Origin of the sequence: Umezakia ovalisporum Ak1311, from assembly GCF_029891685.1 — a bacterium.
Classification (GTDB): domain Bacteria; phylum Cyanobacteriota; class Cyanobacteriia; order Cyanobacteriales; family Nostocaceae; genus Umezakia; species Umezakia ovalisporum.
Window position 1 is genome coordinate 22,357 of record NZ_JANQDJ010000087.1, and the last position, 24,988, is coordinate 47,344.

A 24,988-nucleotide genomic window follows, 5' to 3' on the forward strand; every position below is an offset into this window, starting at 1 on the left:
AGTTTATCGACAGTTTGTTAGCCCTAATTAATTTTTGGCACTATTTTCAGCCGACAACGCCAGTACACCAGCAAAATTTAAACTTCGGCTGGTTGCTGTTCTTGTTGTCTTTCCACAAAAGTTTGAACACGGGTGCGGTAATTTCTTAAAGTTTCATCTACCCAATCACGATCATTACTGTTCGCATACAAATGTACTAAAGGCTCACTAGCATCTGGTAAAACTAATAGCCAACTATCATCGTAAGGTTGACAAATCTTCACCCCATCAATTAACTCTAGATTTTGGGCTGGGTGTGTTTCCACTAAATAACGCATGAGCGCCCCCTTTGCAGTCCAAGGACAACGGACTGTATAACTTTTGTGAACTACACGGGGTAATTCTGAACGCGCTGTGGCGAGGGAGCGCTCTTGAATAGTCAGCATTTCAATTAACTTGGCAATGCAAAACATAGAATCAAATCCCGGATGCAGATGGGGGAAAATAAAACCAGTATCTCCACTACCACCTAAGACGACATTGGGATTTTTTTGACAAGCTTCCATTAAAGCTGTAGGATTTGCCTTAGTACGAATCACCCTCCCATCGTGACGACGGGCCACCTGTTCCACAGCACTGGAAGCATGAACAGGCACAACCACTGTGCCCCTGGGGTTAGATGTTAATATCATGTCTACCATCAGTGCCGTTAAAATTTCCCCCCGAATGGGAAAACCTGATTCATCAACTAAAATTAACTGTTCCCCATTTGCGGACACTTGCACACCAAAGTTAGCTTTTAACGCCTCAACTACATGACCGAGCTGAGTCAACAGCGTTTCGCGATCAGTAACTGACATAGCTGACTTATTAACGCTAGCATTCAACACCACTGCATCTGCCCCAAATTTATCTAACATCAGTGGTAAAACTGCCCCAGACACAGCATAAACATAGTCAATTACCACCTTTGCTCGACTATTGCGGAGCGTATCAACATTTAGCAGCTTTTCAAATGCTGTACAATAGCGTTCAATTACTTGACTAGGATAAGACACATCACCAACTTCATGAATTTGCGATCGCCGCATATCTTCTTTAAAATAAGCACCTTCAACTTTCTTCTCTTGTGCTTTAGTGATATTTATGCCCTTATTATCCATAAATTCAATCAAGATATAGTCAGGGCGATCCGGGTGTACCCGGACATGAATCCCACCCGTTACCGACATTGTGGGTATCACTGTCCGCGCTATGGGGATAGCCGTAGCATCAAGGTTTTGAATATCAACACCCACAGACATCAAACCAGCAATTAACGAGCGGGTAACCATGCGAGAAATATTGCGCTGGTCACGAGAAACAGTGACCTTACAACGTGGTTTGAGTGTGGAACCGTAAGCAGCCCCCAACTTCACCGCAAACTCTGGGGTGATATCAATATTCGCCAATCCTTGCACACCACGTTGTCCAAATAAATTTCTTTGGGCAGTGTTACCCCAAATCAAGTTAATATTCAAAACAGCCCCTGATTCAATCTTTTTACTCGGCCAAACCCGGACGTTAGGGCTAACTTGTGCTTCCTCCCCGATAGTAGAAAGAGAACCCACCACAGCCGCCTCTAACACATGAGCGCGACGGTCTACACGAGTACCACGAGAAATCACGCAGCCACTCAGATGTGCTTCCTCTCCAATAATTGACCCATTCCATAAAATTGGCCGCTTGAGATTAGCATCAGCGCCAATGGTGACATTATCGCCAATGATGGTTCCCGCCTCAATCTGAACCCTAGCCCCAATACGGCAATTTTCACCAATCATGACTGGAGTCTCAATAATTGCAGTGGGAGAGATAAAAGTGTTTTGCCCCACCCACAAATTAGGCGAAACTTCTTGATAAGCAAAATCAAGATTGACCTTACGCTGCAAAGCATGATATTGAGCCTCCCGATAAGCATCCAAGTGCCCCACATCACACCAGTAACCCTGGGCAATATAACCGTACAGTGATTCACCTCTTTCCAGCATTAAAGGAAACAAATCCTTAGAAAAATCACTTTCACAATTAGATGGCAGATAATCCAATACATCCGGTTCAAGAATGTAAATACCAGTGTTCACAGTATCGGAAAAAATTTCACTTGTAGATGGTTTTTCTAGGAAGCGGCTAATACTTCCTTGCTCATCAGTAATTACCACACCAAATTCCATCGGGTTGGGAACCCTAGTTAAAATCAATGTAGCTTTTGCCCGTTTTTCCTTGTGAAATGCGATGGCTGCCGTCAGGTCAAAATCTGTGATACTATCACCGCTAATCACTAAAAACGTTTCATCTAAAAGTTCAGCGATATTTTTCACACAACCTGCTGTCCCCAGGGGCTGGTCTTCTTCCACAGCATAAGTCATCTGAACGCCAAAGTCGCTCCCATCTTGAAAGTAATCTCGCAGGACATCCGGTAAGTAATGCAATGTAGCAATAACTTCTGTGATTTGATGCCGCTTGAGCAGATTGATGATATGTTCGGCTATAGGCCGATTGAGAATAGGAACCATCGGTTTAGGCAGATCACAAGTTAACGGGCGAAGCCGCGTTCCCGAACCGCCAGCCATCAGTACTGCACGCATAAATTCTCCTTAGCTACTTGCAGCAATTGCTGCTTACAGACCCGTGAGAGTGTGTTGTATGTTCTTTCTTTAGTCTCCTATGGATATTAATGTTTCAGTAACTGACCTAAGAAGCATCTGAGAAGAAATAAGCACATTTACTCATTACTTTTGCCTCTGGGTTCAGAGGCTATTAAAACAGGCAACTGCCTGTAACCAAGTTATTTTACCGATGCTTAAGGTAACTGACTCTTTTTTCCTGGATACTAGAGAAAAAACTGTTTTTGATTGAAGATTGGGTTGTTAAATTGGTCTTTCCCACTTATAAGTTCTATTGTGGCAAGAAATACTTCATTTTGGCCAATAATAACTAGCTGTTTTTTGCATTTCAGGCAAGAATCTCCCTTACCCTAAAATTAGAGAATGTATTCATCAGTAACTCAAAAGAGGAATTGAGCAGCTTGGGGGTGTAATATGGTTGTTGGATGATTCTTAGTCCCGACATTGGTGTTAATGGCTTTTTGATTGTACACAGCGCACTGCCCTAGGCAATGGGCAAGGTTTTATTTGTAAAATAATCCACCGTTTTGCTGTTGCCACGCCAGTAAGTAGTGCATAATTAAATGTAGTGATAAAACTTAGCTTAAATACTGTCACTTACTAAGGGAGTCAAGAGCAATGACTAAGTTATTTTTTTTTGGTGTAGTTGTAGTTTATGTAGCTGGTGTTTGGAAAGTATGGACTAACTTTGAACGAACTAATTTCAGTCAAACTTTAGCTAATCGCCTCGGCTTATCACTGCTATGGCCAGCTTTATTTATCGCTAACAAATCATATCGTCGCAACTTTAGAAGAGCTTTAAAAGGCTAATGCAATAAACTTATACAATATGTGCAGAACCCAGAAAAACCAGAATAAAATGTCCACACTTTTGTTTTATACTGCTTTCACAGGAAAATCGCCCAAAGATACTCAACCCACTTGGCTTTAGTCAGTGGAGGAAGTGCCAACGGCAAATAAACTCGCTCCCAATAACTAACATTGAGACAGAAGAATCTTATCCTTCTCAGTCATGGTTTCTCGGTAGTGACAATATGCCTAAATTCCGTTAAAAGACCCCAAGGTTGGACAGCAAGGGTAAAACGAGTTAGTCCCGGAGTATATAAAACTTGTAATGGTTTCAAGATTAATGCACACTGTAACGCTGCGGAATCCATGGGGGCTATTTAACTCAGCCTCAGAAAGTTCGTTTATAGAATCTTCAAAAATCCCCATTTTTCTAAACAGGGTAAGCTTAGTGATTCTACCTAAACAAGTTATGGGTAAGCACTGCACTCAACATTCCTTTTTTCAAAAGGCTTGAATCCATTCTTTAATTGAATATTCAATCCAGATGCCATTTTTCCAGTAGGGATCATCTTCCACCAACTGGCGTACAATTGCTTCGTCTTCAGCCTCATAAATCCCAAAAACTTTGGTAGTATCTTTCGTGGGGCCAAGAGTGATGAGCACACCGGATTGTTTTTGTTTGGCTAATCCGTCTAAGTGGTCTTGACGGTAAGGAGCGCGTTTTTCTAAAACGTTTTCACAGTAAGTCCCCCACATGATGTATTTAGGCATAACTACTGATTATCTCGACGCAACAATTTTCATATACTACTATTTTAGTGGATACAATAACAAAAATATAATCAGACATAGTCAAACATAACCACTCATAGAGTTCATGAATAAGACTATCTAATTATGCCAAATAAAAAAAATAAGTTATCACACTACATAGAAATTCCAGTAAGAATTGGAGGTTTTGATCTTCAAAACCTCCAACTTGTGTTGACTAACTTCTGAGGTTAACGCCAAATTTTTCTACCAAAGCCTCGCGGACTTTATTGTGTACAGGTTCTACTTCTGCATCGCTGAGAGTGTGATCGCCACCACGATATACTAAACGAAACGCCAAACTGCGTTGCCCTTCCGGTACATTTTCACCACGATACTCATCAAACAATTCCACAGATTCCAGCAGACCCTTTGCAGCCTTATTAATAGATTTTTCAATTTCTGCCACAGAGACATTTACTGGTGCGAAAAAAGCAATATCGCGATCGCAGGCTGGGTAAGTAGAATAACGATGAAAAGTAGGAACTAAAATTTCATCTTCATCCAAAGCATCCAACAGCACATTTACATCTAATTGGAACACATACACAGAATCAGGTAAACCCTGACCTTGTCGCAATTGCGGATGAAGTTGTCCAAAAATACCAAGTCTGTTACCTCCCACCCACAAAGAAGCAGTGCGTCCTGGATGTAAGCGTTCATCACGACAATCAGGTTGATATTCTACCTTTAACTTAAGTGCAGCGAAGACACTTTCCAAAATACCTTTAGCATCAAACCAGGTCATGGGCTGTTCAGCGCTACCTCTTGACCATCTGCCTAGTGAAATGTCACCCCCCATAATACCAGCGATCGCATCGGTTTCTTGCAAACCCTCTTCTTCTTGCCAGAAAATGCGCCCCATATCAAAAGCATTGAGAGAACCATTTCCTTGCTCCAAATTATATTGAAAAGCATCAATCAATCCTGAAATCAAATCAGTCCGGAGTGCTGAATATTCAGCAAATAAAGGATTACTCAAGACTATCTGTCTATCATTTCCTGGTTTCACCAAAGAATAATGCATAACTTCCGTCAATCCTTCAGCTCGCATAAAAGCACGTAACTGGCGGATTAATTCTTGATCTACAGGCAAATAACCAGCCTCGGATTTATCTGGTAAAGTATCACAAAAATTATCATAGCCATATAAACGGGCTATTTCTTCAATTAAATCAATTTCCCGTTCTAAATCGCGGTAACGATAAGGCGGTACTGTAACCGTCCAAGTTCCTTCACTCCCAGGAGTAACCTGACAACCCAACGCAGAAAGAATGCGCTCAACATCTGCTTCTGTAATTTCTCCTGTTTCCTCTCCCAAATCCACAGGTCCTAAAACCCTATTAACTCGGTTTAGACGCAGGATAATAGAACGACTCCAAGTAGAGGAGTCTGGGCGAGTATCAGCAACGACCTGTTGTACAATTACCCCATCAGCCAGTTCCCTCAAAAGTGATAAAGCGCGGTTACAGGCTATTTCCAATTCAGCCCGGTTAACCCCCCGTTCATATCTTCCCGAAGCCTCGCTTCTTAACCCAACATTCCGGGAAGAACGGCGAATGACCACAGAATCAAATAATGCTGCCTCTAAAACTAAATTTTGAGTAGTGTTATCAACCTCGGTTTCTTCTCCACCCATCACTCCTGCGAGTGCAACTGGTTTATTATTGGCCGTAATCAACAAATTGTGGGGTGATAAATTGCGAGTTTGCCCATCTAAGGTTTTCAAAGATTCCCCAGAACTAGCGAAGCGAACACCAATAGTTAAAACTTCACTACCAGCAACAGAGTGTAAACAATCTTTGTCAAAAGCGTGGAGGGGTTGTCCCCATTCCCACAATACATAGTTAGTGATATCCACAACATTATTTATCGGTCGCACCCCAGCAGCTCGTAAACGCTCTTGCAACCAATCAGGAGAAGGAGCAATTTTCACCTCTTCAATTACCGTGCCAATATAAGCCGGACAAGCGTGGTGGTCAGCAATTTTTAATCCTAAATTACCCCCAGTTCCTGGAACTAATATGGCTTCAGGTAAAGGAATGTTTAATTTTCCACCAGTTAAAGCTGCAACTTCCCGGGCTATTCCCACCATACAAAGAGCATCAGCACGATTAGCGGTGGCGGTTACGTCTAAAATTACATCGTCTAAACCCAACAAGGGACGCACATCACTACCCAAAGGCAGATTTTCTTGGGAAAAAATATGAATTCCGTCTACATCACTGGGTAAACCCAGTTCCTTTAAAGAGCAGATCATACCTTGGGATGGAACACCGCGTAGTTTTGCAGGTTTAATTTTTAAATCTATGTTGGGTAAATAAGTCCCTGTAGTTGCCACTGCTACATAAATATCAGCCCGGACATTGGGCGCACCGCAGACAATATTTAAAGTCTCAGATCCCCCGATATCCACCTGACAAACACTTAATTTATCAGCGTTGGGGTGGGGTTCACGCTCAAGCACTTTCCCCACCACTACGCCATTAGCCCAACTGTGGCGGTCTTCAATATCTTCTACTTCAAACCCAGCCAATGTAAGGGTTTCAGCTAATTCTTCTGGACTAAGTTTAATTTCTACCAGTTCCCGCAACCAATTTAGAGAAATACGCATGGAGTGTGCTTGTTTGTTGAAATATTGCCGATTACTTTGACACTCCCCACGGCCAAAAGCCGGGGGATTCTTGCTTCACAGGGACTCCAATGAATTTACCCTCAGCAAACATCTTGACCGTGTGTCTCACGGCTGCAAGTCCGCCTATAGAGACTACCAGAGCGGCCGCAACATCTCTATCGGTTCCTGAGTACATTATGCATTGAAATTGATATTCATTAAATTGGTTTTTAGAGCCGTGACTAAAGTCCCTAGCCCACCACACCCCCACAGTTAAAAACTAAAAGCACTATGACAGCCTATGTATGAGTTGAGGCAGTAAATTTGCATACTGTATTGATTGGATAAGGGTTCTTCCAGCCATCTGTATAATCTAGGAATGAATTACATATAGGTTTAGTACATATGTATTACACAAATAAAGAGATGATTTGAACTTAAGGAATTTAACCGCAGCTTGACAACAATACTAAGTTTTAACAGCAAGAGATAAATCACCGTAAGCGATGGCATATCAACATCAAATTGTACTTTATTATAACGTCATACTTAAGTGTTTTTTCTACTGGCTTTACTGTTCAAATTTGAAACTTCAAACTTGAAAATAATGCTGGAGAACAATCATGTAAATAACTTTTGGCGATCGCATAACTTTCGCCTCGAACCCTGGGGTAATGACTATGAACCACAAATTCAAATTAACGAGGAACTTGCGCTCTCAGAAAGCGAAGTTAACCCTACAGTAGAAACTGATAATTGGGATAGTTTTGAATCTCAAGAGCCGCCATTGCTACCTAATCGCCTTATCTTTACCGACGGGCGGCTGCGGCTAGATGCAGCCCTCATAGGTGGTGAAGGCAACACAATAACCTACGGTGTTTTTGGCACAATCGCTGTGGGTGCTGTGGTAATAGATAGAACTATTCCTAAAGCGAGTTATCTCGATCCAGAAATTGATATTCACCGAGTTATAGGGTTTGGTGGAGAACAAGAAGCTGTATCAACAGCCATTCCTTGCCCTTTTGGAAGCAAATCAAAATTATTTTACAAAGCATTTAACGATAAATTTGACAATACCCCAGCAGCACGGGGGGCAATTGTCGAAACAGCCATGTTGAAAGCAGAAGAAAAGCTAGTAGGCAAACTAGACATAAAAGATGCAGAGACCTTGGTAATTCGTGATGGATCATTGCGATATGAATCCCCAGTTCTTACCTTGGGCTATGTCAAAACAATGCATAGACAATACCTACCTGAAAAATATGCCCCTTTCCTATGGAAATTGTTGCCAGGACAGCGCACACCTATTTTTGAAATTAAATTGAAAAATAGATACCAGTATTCATGGTATTTAAAATCTGGTAGTTATCAACATTTCAATAAACAACTTGGCTATCACGATTTACATGGTATTGTCCGGCTGGAGTTATCTATAAAAAATGGCATAGACAGAGCAACAGAAATAGCAAATCAAACTTGCTATTTAATCCCCTATTATGCTTCTCATCCCTCAAAAGACCCTCGCGCTCCACAGAACCTTGCACCTGTTGGTGCTTTAGAACGGGAATTAGGTAGACGTATGGGAGACGCAACATTAATTAAACGGCGATTACAAAACTTTTTGGCATCTGTTGGAGGGAATAAATGACATCTTCTGAAGTAATTGGTTACGTGCTTGGTACTCAAGAAGCTACTCCTTTAGAATTTTGGATAGCAGTAGACTCGGAAAAAGTTTTGCGCTTAGATGATGTTGTAGAAGTGGAAACTCATCGTCCTGATAATAATAGGAAAGTTCACTTTTATGGGGTAGTTGACTATGTTCGCACTCAATACGAAGGAGCCCAGTTTGATACTGATACTTTATTAGTAGCGAAAAAGGGGACTTTACCCATCAATATTTCTTATACTGCTCACGTTCAAGTCACAAGAATTGAACCAGAAGAATATTTACCCCCACAACCAGGCGATAAAGTTTACCTAGCTGTAGATAAGCAATTAGCATCGGCTTTATATTTTGAGAGCATGGATACCCCGATTCCGGCTGGTATTATGAATAACGGTAATGCAGCTTATTTTAACTATTCATTTATTAATGGCGAGAAAGGCGCTCATGTGAATATCTCCGGTGTTTCTGGAGTTGCTACCAAAACATCTTATGCTTTGTTCCTGTTATACTCTATTTTCAATTCTCCTGTTTTAGGTTCTTATAAAGCTAATACCAAAGCACTAATTTTTAATGTCAAAGGAGAGGATTTATTCTTCTTAGACAAGCTCAATCAAATTTATGGTGATTCTATAAGTGACCAAAATAAAAATAAATATGAAATCTTAAAATTACCCATACAACCTTTTAAAAGTACAAGTTTTCGTGCTGCTCCCAAAAAAGATTCCCAGACGGTTGACTCTGATTTAGAACAGCGTTCTGAAGGGATATCAGTGTATTTGTGGAGTCTCCGGGAACTGTGCCGCGAACGCCTATTTCGCTTCTTGTTCACGGGAGAAGATTTAGACAGGGGAAATTTATCTTACTTAGTGACAACAGTGGAAGAACGATTAGCACGACTAGCAGAAGAAAATGATGAGAGTGATAGGAAGCGGCGGCATAAACTCCAAGCTTATTTAGAAGTAGAAGCATTTGGGGAACATAACAAAACAAAAATTAAAACTTTTAGAGATTTAATCGACTTTTTAGAAGATAAACTTCTCAATGACGAAGATAGAGAAGAAAACCGACGCTGGTTAGGTCGAAATGCACCAGCTACTGCTGAAGCCATGATTCGACGTTTGTACGGTATCAGTAGTGAAGTTAGTCATTTAATAAGAGGTGATTTATCACCAGATGAAGTTGCTAAATATAAACTCAATCCACTAGCTTCAGATGCTCAATTAACCGTGACGGATATTCACAAACTCACCGCCCGCGCTCAAAAATTTGTTGTGGGTGTCTTACTCCAAAAGCTATTTTTTCAAAAAGAAAAACAAGGTAGAGAACCTGTTGTTTTCATCGTTTTGGACGAGTTAAATAAATATGCCCCCCGCGATGGACGTAGCCCAATTAAAGATTTGCTGGTAGACATTGCAGAACGGGGGCGCTCTTTGGGAATCATATTAATTGGCGCACAGCAAACAGCTTCAGAAGTTGAACGGCGTGTTGTTGGACAAGCAGCTATCCGTGTTGTAGGCAGGTTAGATTCAGCAGAAGCAGAACGCCCTGAATACAACTTTCTGACTGGTTCTTGTCGCAAACGAGCTTTATTTCTTAAATCTGGCACGATGTTTGTGCATCAGCCAGAAGTCCCCGCACCAATCTTGGTTAATTTCCCCTTCCCAGCCTATGCGACACGCAAAGAGGAAGTGTTTCTGAGCCAAGCAGAAATTGCCATTATCGAAACTGATATTGATCGTTTTTAGGAGGAATCGTGCGTTTAATTCATACATCTGACTGGCATTTAGGGCGTAATCTCAAAGGAAAGGAGCGCACCCCGGAAATTGAATTTGCTCTTAAGGAACTTTTGCGACAAGCCCAAGAATTAGAAGTTGATGCGGTGTTAATTGCAGGGGATATTTTTGAAACTTCTAATCCCCCACCAGAGGCCGAGAGAGTTGCCTATCAGTTTTTTAAAGGGTTACAAACCGCCAAAATTCCTGCAATAGCCATCGCTGGCAATCATGATTCCGCCTCCCGCTTTGATGGTATAGCTAATCTTTTAGCTTTAGCTGGCGTGCAGATTTTAGGGAAACCTCGTCGCGTTAACCAAGGGGGTTTAATCTCTTTAGAAACCTCTAACGGCAAACTGCGTGTAGCTGCTATGCCTTTTGCTTCAGAACGGCGACTGTTAACAGTTGAGAATCTGTGGACAATGGACGAGTTAGACCAAATAAACCACTACAGAGAAAGGGTAGGCTACTTGCTCAACAAGTTAGCCACTGGTTTTCAAGATGACAGTGTGAATATCCTCATGGCTCATCTCACTATTGATGGTGCTAGGTTAGCTCAATCCGAAGCTCGTCATCACACCAAAGAAACCTATGCATTGGCTGGACAAAGCCTACCTGCTGAAGCTCAGTATATTGCTCTCGGACACATCCATAAACCTCAACAAATTCCCGTTGCGGCTCCTACTTACTATTCCGGTTCTTTGATTCAAGTAGACTTTGGTGAAGCTGGGGAAGATAAGGGATTTTATTTAATTGATGTTGAGCCTGGTTCTCCTGCGAAAAAACCTGAGTTTATATCTATTCCCTGTCAAAAACCTTTGCATATAATCGAATGTGAATTGAGTGATTATGAAGAAAAATTAGAACCATACCAGGATTATTCTGGTTATCTCAAGGTAATCATCAACCTGCAAACACCTCAACCGGGATTAACTGACAAAATTCGCAAAATTTGTGGTGATAAAGTATTGCAAATCCAGCCGCGTTATCCAGAAGTTAAGTCAAATCAGCAAAAATCTGTAAACCAGGAAGAGTTTGATCCAATAGAAGAATTTAAACGCTACTTCCAAGAAGAATTAAACACAACACCTACTCCTGCTGTTGTGGCAAAGTTTGAGGAACTATACAAGGAAATAAAGGAAACCCAAGATGCGACCACTTGAACTAACTGTAGAAGGTTTTACCAGTTTTCGTAATAAGAACAACATTAATTTTGAGCAACTGGAGTTATTTGCTATTACTGGACCTACTGGTGCGGGTAAATCTTCTTTGCTCGATGCCATGACTTTGGCACTTTATGGAAAGGTAGCAAGATTTAGCGGCAAGACTCAACCCAAAGAATTACTGAGTCAGGGTAGTTCAAAATTACAGGTATCATTACGCTTTTTGGTAGACAACTTTGAATATCAAGTTTTTCGCTCGTGGTTATATCGCAATCTTGATAAACCACCTCAGGTGAATTTCAAGTTAGAAAAGCGTATTCAAAACGATTGGCAACCTTTAGGAGAACAAAAGGAAGCAGATATTAATGCTACTATTGAGAATATTTTGAGGATGAATTTTGAGACTTTTACAAAAGTTATCCTCCTACCTCAAGGACAATTTGATGAATTTCTTAAAGGCAAAGGTGCTGACCGACGAAAGATATTAAGTCACTTGGCTGGATACGAAAAGATTTTTCCAGCTATGCGTCAAGAGGCTGAAAATAAAGCTAATTTTATTAAAGGTGAATACAATAGTATTCAACAACAGCTAATAAATATGGGTGATTTGGTATCAGATATAGAATTAAATTATCAACGCGATCGCTCTCATTTTCTAGAACAAGAATTACCACGGTTAAATGAAGCAATTGCCAATAAAAAAACAGCTTTAGAGACAGAAATTAAATTATTTCAGCGTCTTCAAAATTTATCAGATTTGCGACGGGAACTTGAGGAATTAAATACACAAACTACAGAAATAAGTGTTTTAAAGCGGCAATTAGAACAAGGGCGAGTTTGCGATCGCCTATCAGCCACTTGGACATCAGTAAATTCTGCTCGTACTCGTTATAATGACACCAAAATTGCTGCTGAGAATGCTGCTAAAGCTTTGATTGATAAAGAATATGCTTTGAAAAAGCAGGAGGATAATTTAAGTCAAGTACAAGCTGATCAAGCTAAAATCGCACCACAGCTAAAACAGCAAGAAGAAGCTCTTAATGCTGCCAAAATCTATGAAGAACAGGAGCGTGGAATTAACGATGAAGTAAAACGGTTGGAAAAAATATTAGCTGACAAAATCAAACTTGTAACTGAGTCCAACAAAGCGGTAAAAAATGCTGAAACCGAATTAGCGGAGAAAAATCAGATATTCACTGAAGCTAAAAATGAACTTTCTCAATATTCCCCTGGTGGCACAAGGCTAGAGCAGCTTAATCAAGTTAACCCACTATTAATTAAATGGGAAGGCATTCAAAAGCAAGTCGAAAGCGATCGCTCAAAACTGCAACAAATCACCCAACAATTAAAAACTGCCGATAATGATTATCAGTGTGCTATTTTAAATCTCAAAAAATCCATAGAAGAATGTGAAAAAATTCGTGCTAAATTAGATACTGCTACACAACAAAATTATGCCTCTGCTTTACGAGCATTGCTCCATACGGGTGACGATTGTCCTGTTTGCGGTGGAGTATACCCACAAGATAACTTATTACCACAACTAGAATCTTCAGAGGATATTAAAGCATTAGAAAAACGCGCTCAGACTGCTGAGAAAAACCGTCAAAAAGCTGCTGATGCCAAAACTAAAGCTGAAACTACAAGAGATGAACTAAATAAACAAGAAATCGAATACCTCCAAATATTAGCAGCTAAAGAAGTCGAATTGCAGGCAGAAACACAAAAAATTATTGCCATATTAAAAACAGATACATGGGATGTTCAGGCGCTTCAGAAGGAATGCAAAACACTACATGAAAGGGATACTAAATATCAGGAATATTTAATCAAAAAAGATAAAGCAGATGAGGAAGTTAATAAAAGTGAACAAAAGTTGAAATTTGCCAAAGATAAGTTATCAGATACCCAAGCCCAGCATCAAGATGCAGCAAATGAAGTAGAACGCCAAAAAACACAACTTCAGGAAATATCAGACAAACTTTCAAAACTTACTGGTGGTGATTCTTACGAGAATTTAGTCCGAAAACTAGAACAATCTAAACAAGATTCAGATAATCGTCTTCAGCAGGCACATAAGTTTTATCAATGCGCTCGTGATGAATTTATGCAATCCCAACAAAATGATTTAAAAGTACGAGAAGACTTTGATTTAGCTTCTAATGCAAAAGTACAAATAGAAGATGAATGGCAAACTCGTTTGTCATCAGAAAACTTTACAGAAGCAATGTTTGAAGAAAGCAAATCATCACCAGAAGTACAAAATAAATGGCAGCAGCAAATTACAGAATACGACAATAAAAAACTTAAGTTAGAAACTCTTGTCACCCAAGAAACTAAAGAAATCGACAATAAAACAACAAATCCTGAAATAATTGCCCAACATAAAAAGTCTGTTGTTACTGCGGAAGAAAAGCTTAAGCAATCACAAGATGAATACAACAATTTAAAACTTTCGATTACTAAAGCTGAAGACCAGCGAGAGCAAGCAGAGAAATTACAAGGTCAACTATCCAGCAAAGAGCAAGATTTAGAAACTTATCTTATATTATCCAAAGAGTTAAAATCAGATCGTTTTCAAGCCTATATTCTTCAACATTTTGAGCAGGAGTTAGTAGAACAAGCAACAGTGTTTCTGCGAGAACTTACAGAACAGCGATATGCCTTAAAATATGACAATAAAGAATACCATGTAGAAGATAATTGGAGTGGTGGCGAAAAAAGACGGGTACAGACGCTATCCGGTGGTGAAACCTTTGCGGCTTCTTTATCCCTGGCTTTAGCACTCTCAGAAAAGCTATCAAGAGGAGCTAAGTTAGGCAGTCTATTTATAGATGAGGGATTTGGAACATTAGATGCTGAAACCCTGCAAAGCGTCTCAACTGTCCTACAATCTTTGGGTCAGCAAGACAAATTAGTGGGGGTAATTACTCATGTTCATGCTCTAGGAGAAGAGTTAGGAACGCAAATTAAAGTAGAAAAGTTTCCAGAAGGCTCTCGGATCATTAATGAACAAATTCAAATCACTGCTGGTAAAAATCTGATTAAATCTCCTTAAAAAACATCAAAATACTACCATTGAAACCGCCCAAGTCATCAGCGAACCTATTTTACTAGCAAAAGCCATCGCCACAACCCTAAAACAAGCCGAGTTACGACTGGGTAACATGAACTAGCCCAACTCAGTCCCCAAGGGGAGTAATATTTATCCATCATTAATGGTATTGTTACCATGAGAATATTTTCGTTTAATCATACGGAGGAAACTGATGATCCAAATCAATAGCGACAATTTTGAAACTATAGATTGGGAAGACTGATACACCAATTGTAGTATTTCTTCATACTACTTTGTCTGGACTGTGCAAGCAAAATCTTCCTATACTGGCGGAAATCGAAAGAACAAACAAGTTTCTCCGCTTCGGACAGTGTGACATGGACGAAAGTCCTGAACTGATGGAAAATTTGGGTATATCGACTGAACCACCCACCCTGATTTTTTTCTGTAAAGGCCGGGCTATTGGAAAATTGGATGAAAACATATTCTCTCATGATATCCGTGATTTTTTTAAGAAAAAATATGCAAACTCTGAACTAATTCAAGGTTTTTTTGCTCATTCCTAATGCTGGGATGCTGAATAAGCGTGAAAATTTTGTTTAATCATATTTTTAGGACCTTTTGCCCAAGGATTGTGGAAGGCCATGGGGAAATGGGGCTGAAAAACCTTGTATTGCCAATCTTTTGGAATAAAAAATTGGTACCAATCAGGGGAAAATGTTGCCTGTTTCTAGTTTCCTGTTCCTGACCACTACTCAATGACTTTTTCAGCAAGCCCTCGTTCAACTCTAAGTTCGCTCAAAACTAGCACACCAGTGGGCTGTGTCACACTGCATAACCTTTTAAAGCCTAATTTATATTTGCTCTCTGACACAACCTACAAGAAATTATTGTTGTGACTCTTGTGTAAATAGTACCTATATATAAATGCGAACAATTGCCGAAATTAACGAAAAAATCCGCCGCCAACGTGCAGTAGTATTGACTGTAGAAGAACTAAAAGCACGAGTCGCCGAAGTTAGTATCAGTCAAGCAGCAAAAGAAATTGATGTCATTACCACCGGTACATTTGAGCCAATGGAATCTAGTGGTGCCATTATTAACCTCGGACAAACTGACCCACCAATTAAAATTCGCCGCTGTTGGATAGATGGCGTACCAGCCTACCCAGGATTTGGGGCAGTGGATTTATACTTAGGTGCTAGTTGTCCTGTAGATGTAATGGATGGTGAAGAAGTCCGAGAACATGGTGGTGGTCATGTAATTGAAAATTTGATTGCTGGTAAATCTGTACAGGTTAAAGCACAAGGACAAGTAACAGATTGTTATCCACGGGCAACCTTTGAAACCACTATTACCCGTGACACCATCAATCAGTTTTATTTATTTAATCCCCGTAATCTTTACCAAAACTTCATTGTCGGCGTTAACGGAGGCGATCGCCCCCTGTTTACTTATCTTGGCCCTTTACAACCAGGTTTGGGAAATGCCGTTTATTCTAATCCTGGAGCCATTTCCCCCCTACTGAATGATCCGGATTTAAAACTAATTGGTATTGGCACACGCATTTTTTTAGGTGGGGGTGTTGGCTATGTTGCTTGGGAAGGAACTCAACACTTCCCCTTACAAAAGCGTTTGCCCAATGGTACACCTATTGGCCCGGCTGCTACTTTAGCTTTAATCGGCGATGCCAAGCAAATGGATGCCCATTGGGTGCGAGGCTGTTACTTTAAAAGCTATGGCCCGTCGTTAATGTTGGGTGTGGGTGTACCACTGCCAGTATTAAACGAAGAAGTAGTTAAATATTGTGCAATCCAAGATAAAGACTTGGTAGCGCCCATCGTAGATTTTTCTATTCCTAGGCGTGTCCGTCCCACCTTTGGTTTGGTGAGTTACGCCCAACTCAAGTCTGGGCGGATCACCATTGACGGCAAAACTGTGAGGGTTGCGCCCTTAGCCAGTATGTTTTTTTCTCGGCAAATTGCCACAGAATTAAAACAACTGATTTCCGCAGGTACTTTTACCCTCACAGAACCGGTCGCCCCAATTCCAATGGAACGATCATTTTTACCCCAAGATCGCTGGCAGGACTTTTAAGAACGGGGATGACGGTTGAGAAGCTTCTTCCCCCGCTTTCTCCCCCCTAATCTTTATTATAACTGGGTTGGTTTTGACCGTTTAATGGGCTTAGGCAGAGGGGCTTTTGGTATAGGTTTCGATACTGCGGATGGTTCAGCCATTAGCTTCTTAATTGGTTTCGGGGTTTCCCCAATACGTTTACGGGGAAATGGTTTCTTGCCACCACCACGAGGGCTGCCTTTGAACTGTGGTTTGCGTTTTTTGGGCAACTCCGCGATCGCTTCAGCTTTTTCTACTACTAATGCGTCAGCTTCCCGCCTGGCTTGAAAATCCCAGAACTTGCCCACCGCTTTAGTAGTCAGTACCCCCCGGAGTTTCAACTTAAAATATTTGGCTTTATCAGTAGATTTACGAGGAGATTGCTTGATTTTGACCACTAAACTCTGAGCATCAAAAGACTGGTAAACTACTTCGCCCCGAATGGAAAAACTACCATCAGGAAGTTCCGAAGAAGATATTAGTTCACTTGTAGATTCTTCTTCGTTCTCCGGTACATGAGTATTGGTTGTCCGTAACTTTTGCGATTCCGAATTTTGTTCGTTCTCGTCTCTGGGAGGTTTAGCCAAATTTTCTGGCTCCCAAACCCCAACAATTTGTAGGTGTAAAGCGTCGTTTTCTTGCCGTGTGCGTGGATAAACTACCCACAAATGATCTTGTTCTAAATCCAGGTGATTCTTGACTAAGCTCATAATTCGGCCGAGGAGGACGGCATTGAGATCCACACCATCCTTCGTTACCAATGTACCTTGAGTAAACTGTTCATCGCTGGCAATGTAGCGACCCCGGACTAACCCGATAGCCCTGTACTGCATTGGTTCGCTGGGAGGCGGAATCGGTTGAAGGCGATGACTTAAATTTCCATTCGAGTTGTTTTCCCTAGAGTTAACGGAGGACTTTTCCCCCTGAGAAGACTGCACTGCTACTGCATGAACATTAGCAGCTGCTTCTTTATGGTTTTGAGACTGATAGTGAGCAGAAGAATTGGAAGATTCGGACGAAGGCATCAGGTCGGAATTCATAAAAACTCCTTGCGGCGGAGACACATCCCATTATGGGATTTTACGAAAGCAATCAAAAATAAAGCGTTTGTAAAGCGTTTGTGCGGTTGATAGAACGATGTTAGCTCTTCACAAACCTACACCACAGACTCCAATACAATAGTAAAGACCCTACATTTCCATTAATAAACTAATGTAACTTAGAGCCTTTACACTAGTTTCGGAAGCATATCATAAGTACAATTCTGACGACTCCTCCTAAAGTCATCACTTATTTTGGCAATGTGAATAGTTAATTGTTATAAAATTCACAGGCTATTGACGGTATTCCGCAAGGTTTTGGAAATTTTTCCCTTTCCAATTTATGTCAATGATCATGTCGTTTGAATTCTGGAGTAAAACAAAACTGTGTCTCAACCGCGCAATCGTTGGATACTTAGGATCATTTTAGCGCTGGCAGTTAGTGCCTTTATAGGGGTTTCGGTAATTCCGATTATTAGCGCAATCAATAATCCCTCGCCCTCAAACCAAAATACTGCTAGCACCAGCAGCGTACCTTCTTCTGACCAATTATCAAAGTTGCAAGACCAAGCACGAGGTTATGAACTGGTTTTGCAACGGGAACCAGAAAATCAAACTGCCCTCAATGGCTTATTAGAAGCCAGGCTACAACTTCTCAGTTTAAAACAAGGTGATATTCAAGGGGTAATACAACCTTTAGAAAAACTCGCTCAACTCAATCCAGAAAGCTCGGAATATGGAGTGCTATTAGCCCAAGCAAAACAGCAAATAGGCGATCAAGAAGGAGCGGCTCAAGCCTATCGCTCAATTCTTACTACCAAACCTCGTGATTTAAAGGCCTTGCGCGGGATGGTAGCTCTGTTGTTGCAACAGCAACGTCCTGAAGCAGCCGTTGCTTTACTGGAAAATACCTTATCTAATGCAGATCAAGAAACCAAAAGTGAGCCGGGAAGTGTGGATACGGTAGCTATACAAGTACTATTAGGTACTGTTCACGCTTCCCAGAAACGCTATCCTCAAGCCACCTTTGTCTATGATCAAGCAATTAAGAAAGACCCTCAAGATTTTCGTCCCGTTTTAGCAAAAGCATTGCTTTTGAGAGAACAGGGCAAACTGGAACAAGCTAAACCTTTATTTGATAGCGCTGTGGCTTTAGCACCTGCTCAGTACAAAGACGAAATTAACAACGCCGCTGCGTCACCAACTTCTACCCCTGGTGAATCCCCAGCAACCCCTTCAGATTCTCAACAATAAATATATCTCGAAGAAGGGGAAAACGAGTTAGTGGCGGAGTGTATAAAACTTCTGATGGTTTCAAGATTAATGCACACTGTAATGGCGCTGCTAACCTTTTGAAAAAGGTGGCGGTGATGCTAGGAATTGATCTTGGCGGAATCAGTAGGGGCTGTTTAAGTCAGCCTAACAAAGTTCGTTTATGGACTCTTCAGAAATCCCCGGTTTTCTAAACTGGGGAGACTTAATCATCAGATTCCTTCCACAGCAGCAACCACACCAAAGATCAGGAATAAACATCCCCCCGCAAAAGTGAGTTGACGTTCAGAAATGCGTCCCGCAATCATTCGCCCACTGACCACAGCCATCGCTGTACAAATAATGTGTCCTAACACTGCACCCGTAGCGACTCCCATGGGGTTATAGCTTGCAGCTAAGGCAATAGTGGCAATTTGTGTGCGATCGCCCCATTCTGCCACCAATGTGAGTGTGAAAGCTTCTATAAAAATTGCTAATGGTGTTTTTGACTTTCTTTGTAAGTCCGCTTTTTCTACTACCTCTTTAGCCTCATCTACAACTTCTGCATCACTGGTAAAGGCTGACATTTTACTCGCCTCATACAAAAGTTTGATCCCAAAAGCTAGGAACAAAAATATTTCCGCATAATTTAGATAATTTTGTGGCAAGAAAGATACAATTTTGCCGAATATTACTGATAGAATTGTCATGGCAGCTAATGCCGCTGATACCCCAATAAATACTAGCTGTCGCGAGTGCTTCATCGCTAAAATTACAGCTATAAAAAAAGTCTTATCCCCTAACTCGGAAATTGTAATTAGTAACAAACCCGCGGTAAATGCTGTTAACACTCTCTCTAACTCCTTAAGTATTTTTTACTTGTGTGGAGCTTCAATGAGAGTAAAAACACTTCACTAAAGCTCACACATTTGTTTTGTGTAAACTTAGTGAAGGTCTCGCTTCCAAATACTTGAAAATATTTATTTGTCATCTGAACCAGGCTCATCGCCAGTGTGTTGATTCAAATATACTGGCTTGTCAATGACAACTTACTGCCAGCAGCTACTCCCCTTCAGTTTGACTGCAATTGTACATCTACCCCTAGTATGAGTCAAGCAATATTTGTTATTGCTGGCAAAAAACTTGTGGGCTGCGGAGTAATTCAAATTATGTTTTGTTTGCAGTTGACTTTTACCCTGGATGGAATCACAGGGCATTCTAAACTGATGTTGCTACCCAGGCTTCAGCCATGGTAAACAACCTTTGTGATATGGCTTATTTAACCTCTTAAACAAGTCATTTGGTAGTAGTTGTTTCTGGCATCCCTGAAGAGTGATGTTCTGCAATTAGCCATTTATCACCCAATTTGTTATAGACAAAGGTATATCTTGCCGGAACTTCCTGAGTCTGACCATTGTTTATCACTCTAAATGTATATATCCCTGAATCAATGGCTACACCGCAATAAAGGCGAATATTCCGGTAATTAATTTTGCCCACCGGTTTCATTTGCAAGAATTGCACAAAGTAGTCTTGAATCTCTTCGTGATTTCGCCGCACTTTGTTAGAAACTGTCGGCAATAAAACAGCATTTCCAGCATAATTAAGCGTAACTTTATTTGGATCACCTGTTTGTAAAGAATTATTCCATCGGTCGAAAAGTGCCGCAATCTCCGGTCTAGTAACTTTGGGACAGTTACTTTGGGCGCGCACAGGAGTTCCTGCCATTATACTTGAACAAGCGAGTGCTGCCCCAAAAATTGATGTTAAGGCTAACCGAGCAGTTGTCATTCTCATAACTTTTTGGTGTTGACAGAAAAGTGAACGGTAAATACTCCAACCTAACTGTGACAAGGGACAGATGTAAAGAGGATATTATAACACTTCAAACTTGGAAGATTGAATTGATATATAGAAAATATTGGCATATAAAGCTGAATTACGAAGTAAAGAACTATGTATATTTTATTTATTTATTTTAATAGTCAAAGTTAGCAAAATAAAGATTACCGACATCTTGAAGATGTCGGAAGTCTAATCATCTAACTATTGTTAAACTACATATAATTGCTACATAGTTTGCATAAATTTATTGAGAATATTTTCTATCCTTACTTCCTTACTACAGATACACAATTTTGTTAGGGGATGGGATGCTAGTTTTTTTAGATACATAATTGCACGTAGAAAAATTGCTAATAAAACTTAATACTTCCGCTCTTTTGGTTCAAACATATTAATCATTACAGGACGATATTGAATATCAATACCTGCTGGTGAATAATAAGCCATTGTATGTTGTAGAAAATTAGCATCGTCGCGCTGGGGATAATCTTCCCGGAAGTGTGCGCCGCGACTTTCTTTGCGACTAAGAGCTGAGGCCAGAATTGTCTGTGCCACTACCATCAAACTTCTCAATTCTAAGGCTTCTACTAGTTCTGTATTCCAACAGCTACCTTTATCATCTAAATAAATTTGCGAATATTGTTGTTGTAATTCTGCCATTGTTTGCCAACCTTGGCGCATTAACTCTTCAGTACGGAAAACACTACAGCATTCAGTCATACAATCTTGGAATGCTTGACGAACTTGGTTAATGCGATATTTTCCTGATTGTTCTATTAAGGCTTGTATTTGTTGCTGGGCTTCTTCGACATAGGCGGACTCATTCACAGTAGGTAACTTACGATGCTGCACATATTGGGCCATGGCTGCCCCTGTACGTTTGCCATACACTATACATTCAAGCAGAGAATTACTACCTAGACGATTAGCACCATGCACAGATACACAAGCCGTTTCACCAGCAGCGAAAAAGCCTTCAACTAAATTATCACCACTGCTGCGAACTTGACCATCAGTATTAACTGGGATACCACCCATACAATAGTGATTTGTGGGGCGAATGGGTATAGGCTCAGTTACTGCGTCAACACCGACTAAGCGATGGGCTTCTTCCCAACAGAAGGGAACACGACTCATAATTTTTTCTTTCCCCATGTGTCGCAAGTCAAGATACACAAAAGGCCCCCCTGCACTACCGTCGGGATGAATACCACGACCAGCACGAATTTCGTAAGCGATCGCCCGTGATGTAATATCACGAGGAGCTAGTTCCATACGACTGGGTGCGTAGTTTTTCATAAAGCGATCGCCTTGACTATTAATTAAATACGCACCTTCTCCCCGGACAGCTTCCGAAATCAGCACTCCTACTGGATACAAACCCGTGGGGTGAAACTGCACAAATTCCATATCTTCTAAAGGTAAGCCAGCGATGGCAGTCATTGCCAAACCGTCACCTGTGGAAGCATAATCATTGGATGTTGTATTATAAACCCGACCATAGCCACCAGTGGCAAACATTACCGCCTTGGCACGTAACACCTCTATATGCCCATCTAACAAGTGAAACATCACCACACCCTTAACCTGACCTTCTGAAAAAATCAAGCGCATAACATACCATTCTTGATAAATGTGCACACCATAACGCCGCAAATTATTGACCAATTCGTGTAAAATAGCATGACCAGTTTTATCAGCAGCGTAGCAAGTGCGGTTGTGGGAATGTCCGCCAAAAGCGCGTTGAGCAATGCGACCATCAGGTAAACGCGAGAACAAAACACCCATGTGTTCCAAATCAATAACCACATTTGGAGCTTCTTGGGCGAGAATTGCCACTGCATCTTGGTCTGCTAAATAGTCAGACCCCTTGACCGTATCAAAAGCGTGTGATTCCCAACTGTCTTCTGAATCAACATTTTTCAGTGAAGCTGCCATCCCTCCTTGGGCTGCTACTGAATGGGAACGTATGGGATGAGTTTTAGCAACCACAGCAACATTTAAACTGGGGTCAGTGCGAGCAATTTCCACAGCTGCGCGACATCCTGCTAACCCACCCCCAACGATAATAACATCATGTTCTAGCATAATTAACCCTGTCTGCAATAAGTTTTTCTTCTATTCTAAAGATGCAAATCCCAAGATAAAAATAAATTCACCCAGGGTGTGAGAAGCTTTCAGATATTTTCCCAGAGAAAAAAAATGCCCTGCTGTTAACAGGGTGTAAAAATAAGATTTTGGAGATTTGTTATCAACACTCAAATCAGCTAGTTGCTTCCACTGGTTTTTGTTGAGAGATATTACCCGGTATCGGTTCAGTCCTAGTTCCTGGAGATACAGCTGTAAGTTCAATATGATTCAACAACGTAGTCACGAAGGCAAACAGTAAGAATGGGAACGATAAAAGAACTACAAGACCCACCGTTGCCAAAGCATACACAGGACGTTTAGCACCCATCAACGCCAAGGCCGAAGCCAAGCTAATAGTGATTGTAATTAACCAAATAATTATTTGACCATAGACATCACCAAAGGTCAGGGTACAGACAACCCGATATTTTTGAGTATTATTTTTGTCCATCATTCCATCATATTTTATATTTGCTTCAATTTTCTCCCATAGGTTCTACGTTAAAGCTATGTTTGGCTTGGAGTCAATTTCTCAATATTTTGGCAAAATTCGCAATATAACTTAAAAATTATTTTTTCAGAAACTGTAATTTACATCTCCTCCCTGTGCCTCAGTGATTTTGCTATGCTTAATGATACTTAGAGTTGTGATTATATTTGTTTAAGACTTGGTAATCACTCGGTTACAAAAGACTTATTTCTCCTGTACGAGATCAAATCTGATCATCTGAGTTTTGGTGAGTTATTGCCACAATGAGATTAGTTTCTGCTTATCAAACGATATTCTCCGGTTGACTAAATAAGATCCATTAGAACTTTTGTAGTAAAAATAACTTTTTTTTTTGTTAGCAATGCCCTAAAATCGAAGTCGGAAAAAAAATAGCCAGAACTTAACCCTATGTGAAGTCAAGGTTATACCCTATTTTCCAGGCAAAAGCAAAATTTAAACTACTGGGTAGTTTCTGAACTATAAAGTCAAATATAACTGAGGGGATCATCATGTTTATGTTCAGCAAATAATAAGTATAAGTTAATGGAATACCATTTTTATATTTTCTTTGTTATTTTGTATTTAACGGGACAGTTAATCATTATTCAGTGCGTTTTAATATAAATTAACTGAATTATTTACCAGCAAATTCTATGCAAATTACTCACTTTATGCTTGTCTTCGTTTTATTGATGACCACAATATAATTCACTGACATAGATTGCATGGTAAAGTTCTAAATTGCCAAACAATTTATCAATACAAGGAAGTCCTTGCTTAGAACTATGATTAAGACAAATAATCAGGATATTATCCTACCCGCTTTTATCAAATCTGTGGAAGTAGAAGCAAATCATCCAGAAGCTAGTCAAAATAAATCTACTAAATCGAAATTCCATTTACTTCAACCATTGCGTACAAGGCTAGACAACCTCGAAATTAAAAATCGTGAATTCGCTCATTTTCTTGCTAAGTTAATTCCGGCGCAGTGTCCTTTTGAGCGTAATATTATCCTATTTGGTCGTAAAATAGCTCATATTCCTCCTTTGTGTAAGCTGAACCCACTGTATGATCAATTTGTTGCCCTGCGATTTCGCGCTTTGTGTTATTTAGTAGACGAGTGTGGAGAAGACATTCAACCATACTACTAAATTAGAACCAAGAAAAAATAGCATGGAAATTAAAATTGATCATCAACCCAGTGAAGAGCATCTCAACAAGTTAGGTGTGTTCAAATGGCCAATATGGCAGAAACAAAGGTCTATATTTCCCTGGAATTATGATACACAAGAGACTTGTTATTTTTTGCTAGGTGATGTTATTGTTACCCCTGATGGTGGACAACCAGTGCAAATGGGTAAAGGCGATTTGGTCACTTTTCCCGCTGGAATGTCTTGTACATGGGAAATTATCAGCGATGTAAAAAAACATTATTGCTTTGATTAGTTAATAGTCAAAACTCACGAATTGATTTCTTGGTATTTTGGGTTGTTTGATTGTGTACAGTGCAAAAATTCCTAGAATGGATCAGATGTAAATTTAATACAAGGACAGGGGACATAGTAAGGCTGTGTCCCTGTGATTTTACTATATTAGC

At 40.4% G+C, this 24,988-nt stretch carries 18 protein-coding genes; 10 read left to right on the plus strand and 8 right to left on the minus strand.

Annotation, left to right across the window (positions count from 1 at the left end; translation table 11 throughout):
• Window positions 1-77: 77 nt before the first annotated feature.
• A complete protein-coding gene (locus NWP25_RS17645; RefSeq protein ID WP_280650189.1) occupies window positions 78-2,606 on the minus strand; it encodes a mannose-1-phosphate guanyltransferase in 2,529 nt (842 codons plus the stop codon).
• A 657-nt stretch (window positions 2,607-3,263) separates the two neighbouring features.
• Here NWP25_RS17645 and NWP25_RS17650 point away from each other — a divergent pair.
• Window positions 3,264-3,455 (plus strand): hypothetical protein, encoded by a 192-nt coding sequence (locus NWP25_RS17650; RefSeq protein ID WP_280650190.1) that lies wholly within the window; start codon window positions 3,264-3,266, stop codon window positions 3,453-3,455.
• Window positions 3,456-3,935: 480 nt separating this feature from the next.
• Here NWP25_RS17650 and NWP25_RS17655 read toward each other — a convergent pair whose 3' ends face one another.
• The gene (locus NWP25_RS17655) at window positions 3,936-4,205 is read right to left on the minus strand and encodes a YciI family protein (RefSeq protein WP_280650191.1); all 270 of its coding nucleotides are present in this window, start codon (window positions 4,203-4,205) and stop codon (window positions 3,936-3,938) included.
• A gap of 217 nt (window positions 4,206-4,422) precedes the next feature.
• Window positions 4,423-6,858, minus strand: coding sequence for a phenylalanine--tRNA ligase subunit beta (gene pheT, locus NWP25_RS17660; protein WP_280650192.1), 2,436 nt, complete (start codon window positions 6,856-6,858; stop codon window positions 4,423-4,425).
• A 607-nt stretch (window positions 6,859-7,465) separates the two neighbouring features.
• Here pheT and NWP25_RS17665 point away from each other — a divergent pair.
• The 6 genes from NWP25_RS17665 to NWP25_RS17685 all read left to right on the plus strand — a co-directional run bounded on the left by NWP25_RS17665 (window position 7,466) and on the right by NWP25_RS17685 (window position 16,614).
• A complete protein-coding gene (locus NWP25_RS17665) occupies window positions 7,466-8,506 on the plus strand; it encodes a DNA double-strand break repair nuclease NurA (protein ID WP_280699901.1) in 1,041 nt (346 codons plus the stop codon).
• Window positions 8,503-10,269, plus strand: a complete 1,767-nt coding sequence (locus NWP25_RS17670; RefSeq protein WP_280650194.1) for an ATP-binding protein — start codon at window positions 8,503-8,505, stop codon at window positions 10,267-10,269. Before NWP25_RS17665 ends, NWP25_RS17670 begins: the two co-directional genes overlap by 4 nt.
• Before the next feature lie 8 nt (window positions 10,270-10,277).
• Entirely contained in the window at window positions 10,278-11,459 is a 1,182-nt protein-coding gene (locus NWP25_RS17675) for an exonuclease SbcCD subunit D (protein WP_280650195.1), read from the plus strand.
• Window positions 11,446-14,517: an SMC family ATPase gene (locus NWP25_RS17680; protein WP_280699903.1), complete on the plus strand. Its 3,072-nt coding sequence runs from the start codon at window positions 11,446-11,448 to the stop codon at window positions 14,515-14,517. Before NWP25_RS17675 ends, NWP25_RS17680 begins: the two co-directional genes overlap by 14 nt.
• Before the next feature lie 248 nt (window positions 14,518-14,765).
• On the plus strand, window positions 14,766-15,083 hold the full coding sequence (locus NWP25_RS18760; protein WP_374913987.1) for a thioredoxin family protein: 318 nt from the start codon (window positions 14,766-14,768) through the stop codon (window positions 15,081-15,083).
• 361 nt (window positions 15,084-15,444) lie between these two features.
• Window positions 15,445-16,614 carry a homocysteine biosynthesis protein gene (locus NWP25_RS17685; protein WP_280650198.1) on the plus strand — a complete coding sequence of 390 codons (1,170 nt, stop codon included), beginning with the start codon at window positions 15,445-15,447 and terminating at the stop codon, window positions 16,612-16,614.
• A 56-nt stretch (window positions 16,615-16,670) separates the two neighbouring features.
• On the opposite strand, the gene NWP25_RS17690 is transcribed toward NWP25_RS17685, so the two are convergent.
• Window positions 16,671-17,675, minus strand: a complete 1,005-nt coding sequence (locus tag NWP25_RS17690; protein ID WP_280650199.1) for a hypothetical protein — start codon at window positions 17,673-17,675, stop codon at window positions 16,671-16,673.
• Between the two features lie 387 nt (window positions 17,676-18,062).
• Between NWP25_RS17690 and NWP25_RS17695 the strand changes: the two genes are divergently transcribed.
• Window positions 18,063-18,929, plus strand: a complete 867-nt coding sequence (locus NWP25_RS17695) for a tetratricopeptide repeat protein (protein WP_280699905.1) — start codon at window positions 18,063-18,065, stop codon at window positions 18,927-18,929.
• A 230-nt stretch (window positions 18,930-19,159) separates the two neighbouring features.
• On the opposite strand, the gene NWP25_RS17700 is transcribed toward NWP25_RS17695, so the two are convergent.
• From NWP25_RS17700 to NWP25_RS17715, 4 genes are all read right to left on the minus strand, one after another.
• On the minus strand, window positions 19,160-19,777 hold the full coding sequence (locus NWP25_RS17700) for a TMEM165/GDT1 family protein (RefSeq protein ID WP_280650201.1): 618 nt from the start codon (window positions 19,775-19,777) through the stop codon (window positions 19,160-19,162).
• Between the two features lie 445 nt (window positions 19,778-20,222).
• Window positions 20,223-20,723 (minus strand): SgcJ/EcaC family oxidoreductase, encoded by a 501-nt coding sequence (locus tag NWP25_RS17705; RefSeq protein WP_280699907.1) that lies wholly within the window; start codon window positions 20,721-20,723, stop codon window positions 20,223-20,225.
• Between the two features lie 408 nt (window positions 20,724-21,131).
• Window positions 21,132-22,859, minus strand: coding sequence for a succinate dehydrogenase/fumarate reductase flavoprotein subunit (locus tag NWP25_RS17710; protein WP_280656194.1), 1,728 nt, complete (start codon window positions 22,857-22,859; stop codon window positions 21,132-21,134).
• Between the two features lie 175 nt (window positions 22,860-23,034).
• Window positions 23,035-23,352: a hypothetical protein gene (locus NWP25_RS17715; protein ID WP_280649847.1), complete on the minus strand. Its 318-nt coding sequence runs from the start codon at window positions 23,350-23,352 to the stop codon at window positions 23,035-23,037.
• Between the two features lie 824 nt (window positions 23,353-24,176).
• Here NWP25_RS17715 and NWP25_RS17720 point away from each other — a divergent pair.
• Window positions 24,177-24,542, plus strand: coding sequence for a Mo-dependent nitrogenase C-terminal domain-containing protein (locus NWP25_RS17720; protein WP_280649842.1), 366 nt, complete (start codon window positions 24,177-24,179; stop codon window positions 24,540-24,542).
• 22 nt (window positions 24,543-24,564) lie between these two features.
• Window positions 24,565-24,837, plus strand: a complete 273-nt coding sequence (locus NWP25_RS17725) for a cupin domain-containing protein (protein ID WP_280649841.1) — start codon at window positions 24,565-24,567, stop codon at window positions 24,835-24,837.
• Window positions 24,838-24,988 lie beyond the last annotated feature (151 nt).

What these genes read in the sequence shown, in the direction of transcription:
- NWP25_RS17645 (WP_280650189.1), bottom strand. Translation starts at nt 2,606, where the DNA reads ATGCGTGCAGTACTGATGGCTGGCGGTTCGGGAACGCGGCTTCGCCCG.
- NWP25_RS17650 (WP_280650190.1), top strand. Translation starts at nt 3,264, where the DNA reads ATGACTAAGTTATTTTTTTTTGGTGTAGTTGTAGTTTATGTAGCTGGT.
- NWP25_RS17655 (WP_280650191.1), bottom strand. Translation starts at nt 4,205, where the DNA reads ATGCCTAAATACATCATGTGGGGGACTTACTGTGAAAACGTTTTAGAA.
- pheT (WP_280650192.1), bottom strand. Translation starts at nt 6,858, where the DNA reads ATGCGTATTTCTCTAAATTGGTTGCGGGAACTGGTAGAAATTAAACTT.
- NWP25_RS17665 (WP_280699901.1), top strand. Translation starts at nt 7,466, where the DNA reads ATGCTGGAGAACAATCATGTAAATAACTTTTGGCGATCGCATAACTTT.
- NWP25_RS17670 (WP_280650194.1), top strand. Translation starts at nt 8,503, where the DNA reads ATGACATCTTCTGAAGTAATTGGTTACGTGCTTGGTACTCAAGAAGCT.
- NWP25_RS17680 (WP_280699903.1), top strand. Translation starts at nt 11,446, where the DNA reads ATGCGACCACTTGAACTAACTGTAGAAGGTTTTACCAGTTTTCGTAAT.
- NWP25_RS17685 (WP_280650198.1), top strand. Translation starts at nt 15,445, where the DNA reads ATGCGAACAATTGCCGAAATTAACGAAAAAATCCGCCGCCAACGTGCA.
- NWP25_RS17690 (WP_280650199.1), bottom strand. Translation starts at nt 17,675, where the DNA reads ATGAATTCCGACCTGATGCCTTCGTCCGAATCTTCCAATTCTTCTGCT.
- NWP25_RS17705 (WP_280699907.1), bottom strand. Translation starts at nt 20,723, where the DNA reads ATGAGAATGACAACTGCTCGGTTAGCCTTAACATCAATTTTTGGGGCA.
- NWP25_RS17710 (WP_280656194.1), bottom strand. Translation starts at nt 22,859, where the DNA reads ATGCTAGAACATGATGTTATTATCGTTGGGGGTGGGTTAGCAGGATGT.
- NWP25_RS17715 (WP_280649847.1), bottom strand. Translation starts at nt 23,352, where the DNA reads ATGGACAAAAATAATACTCAAAAATATCGGGTTGTCTGTACCCTGACC.
- NWP25_RS17720 (WP_280649842.1), top strand. Translation starts at nt 24,177, where the DNA reads ATGATTAAGACAAATAATCAGGATATTATCCTACCCGCTTTTATCAAA.
- NWP25_RS17725 (WP_280649841.1), top strand. Translation starts at nt 24,565, where the DNA reads ATGGAAATTAAAATTGATCATCAACCCAGTGAAGAGCATCTCAACAAG.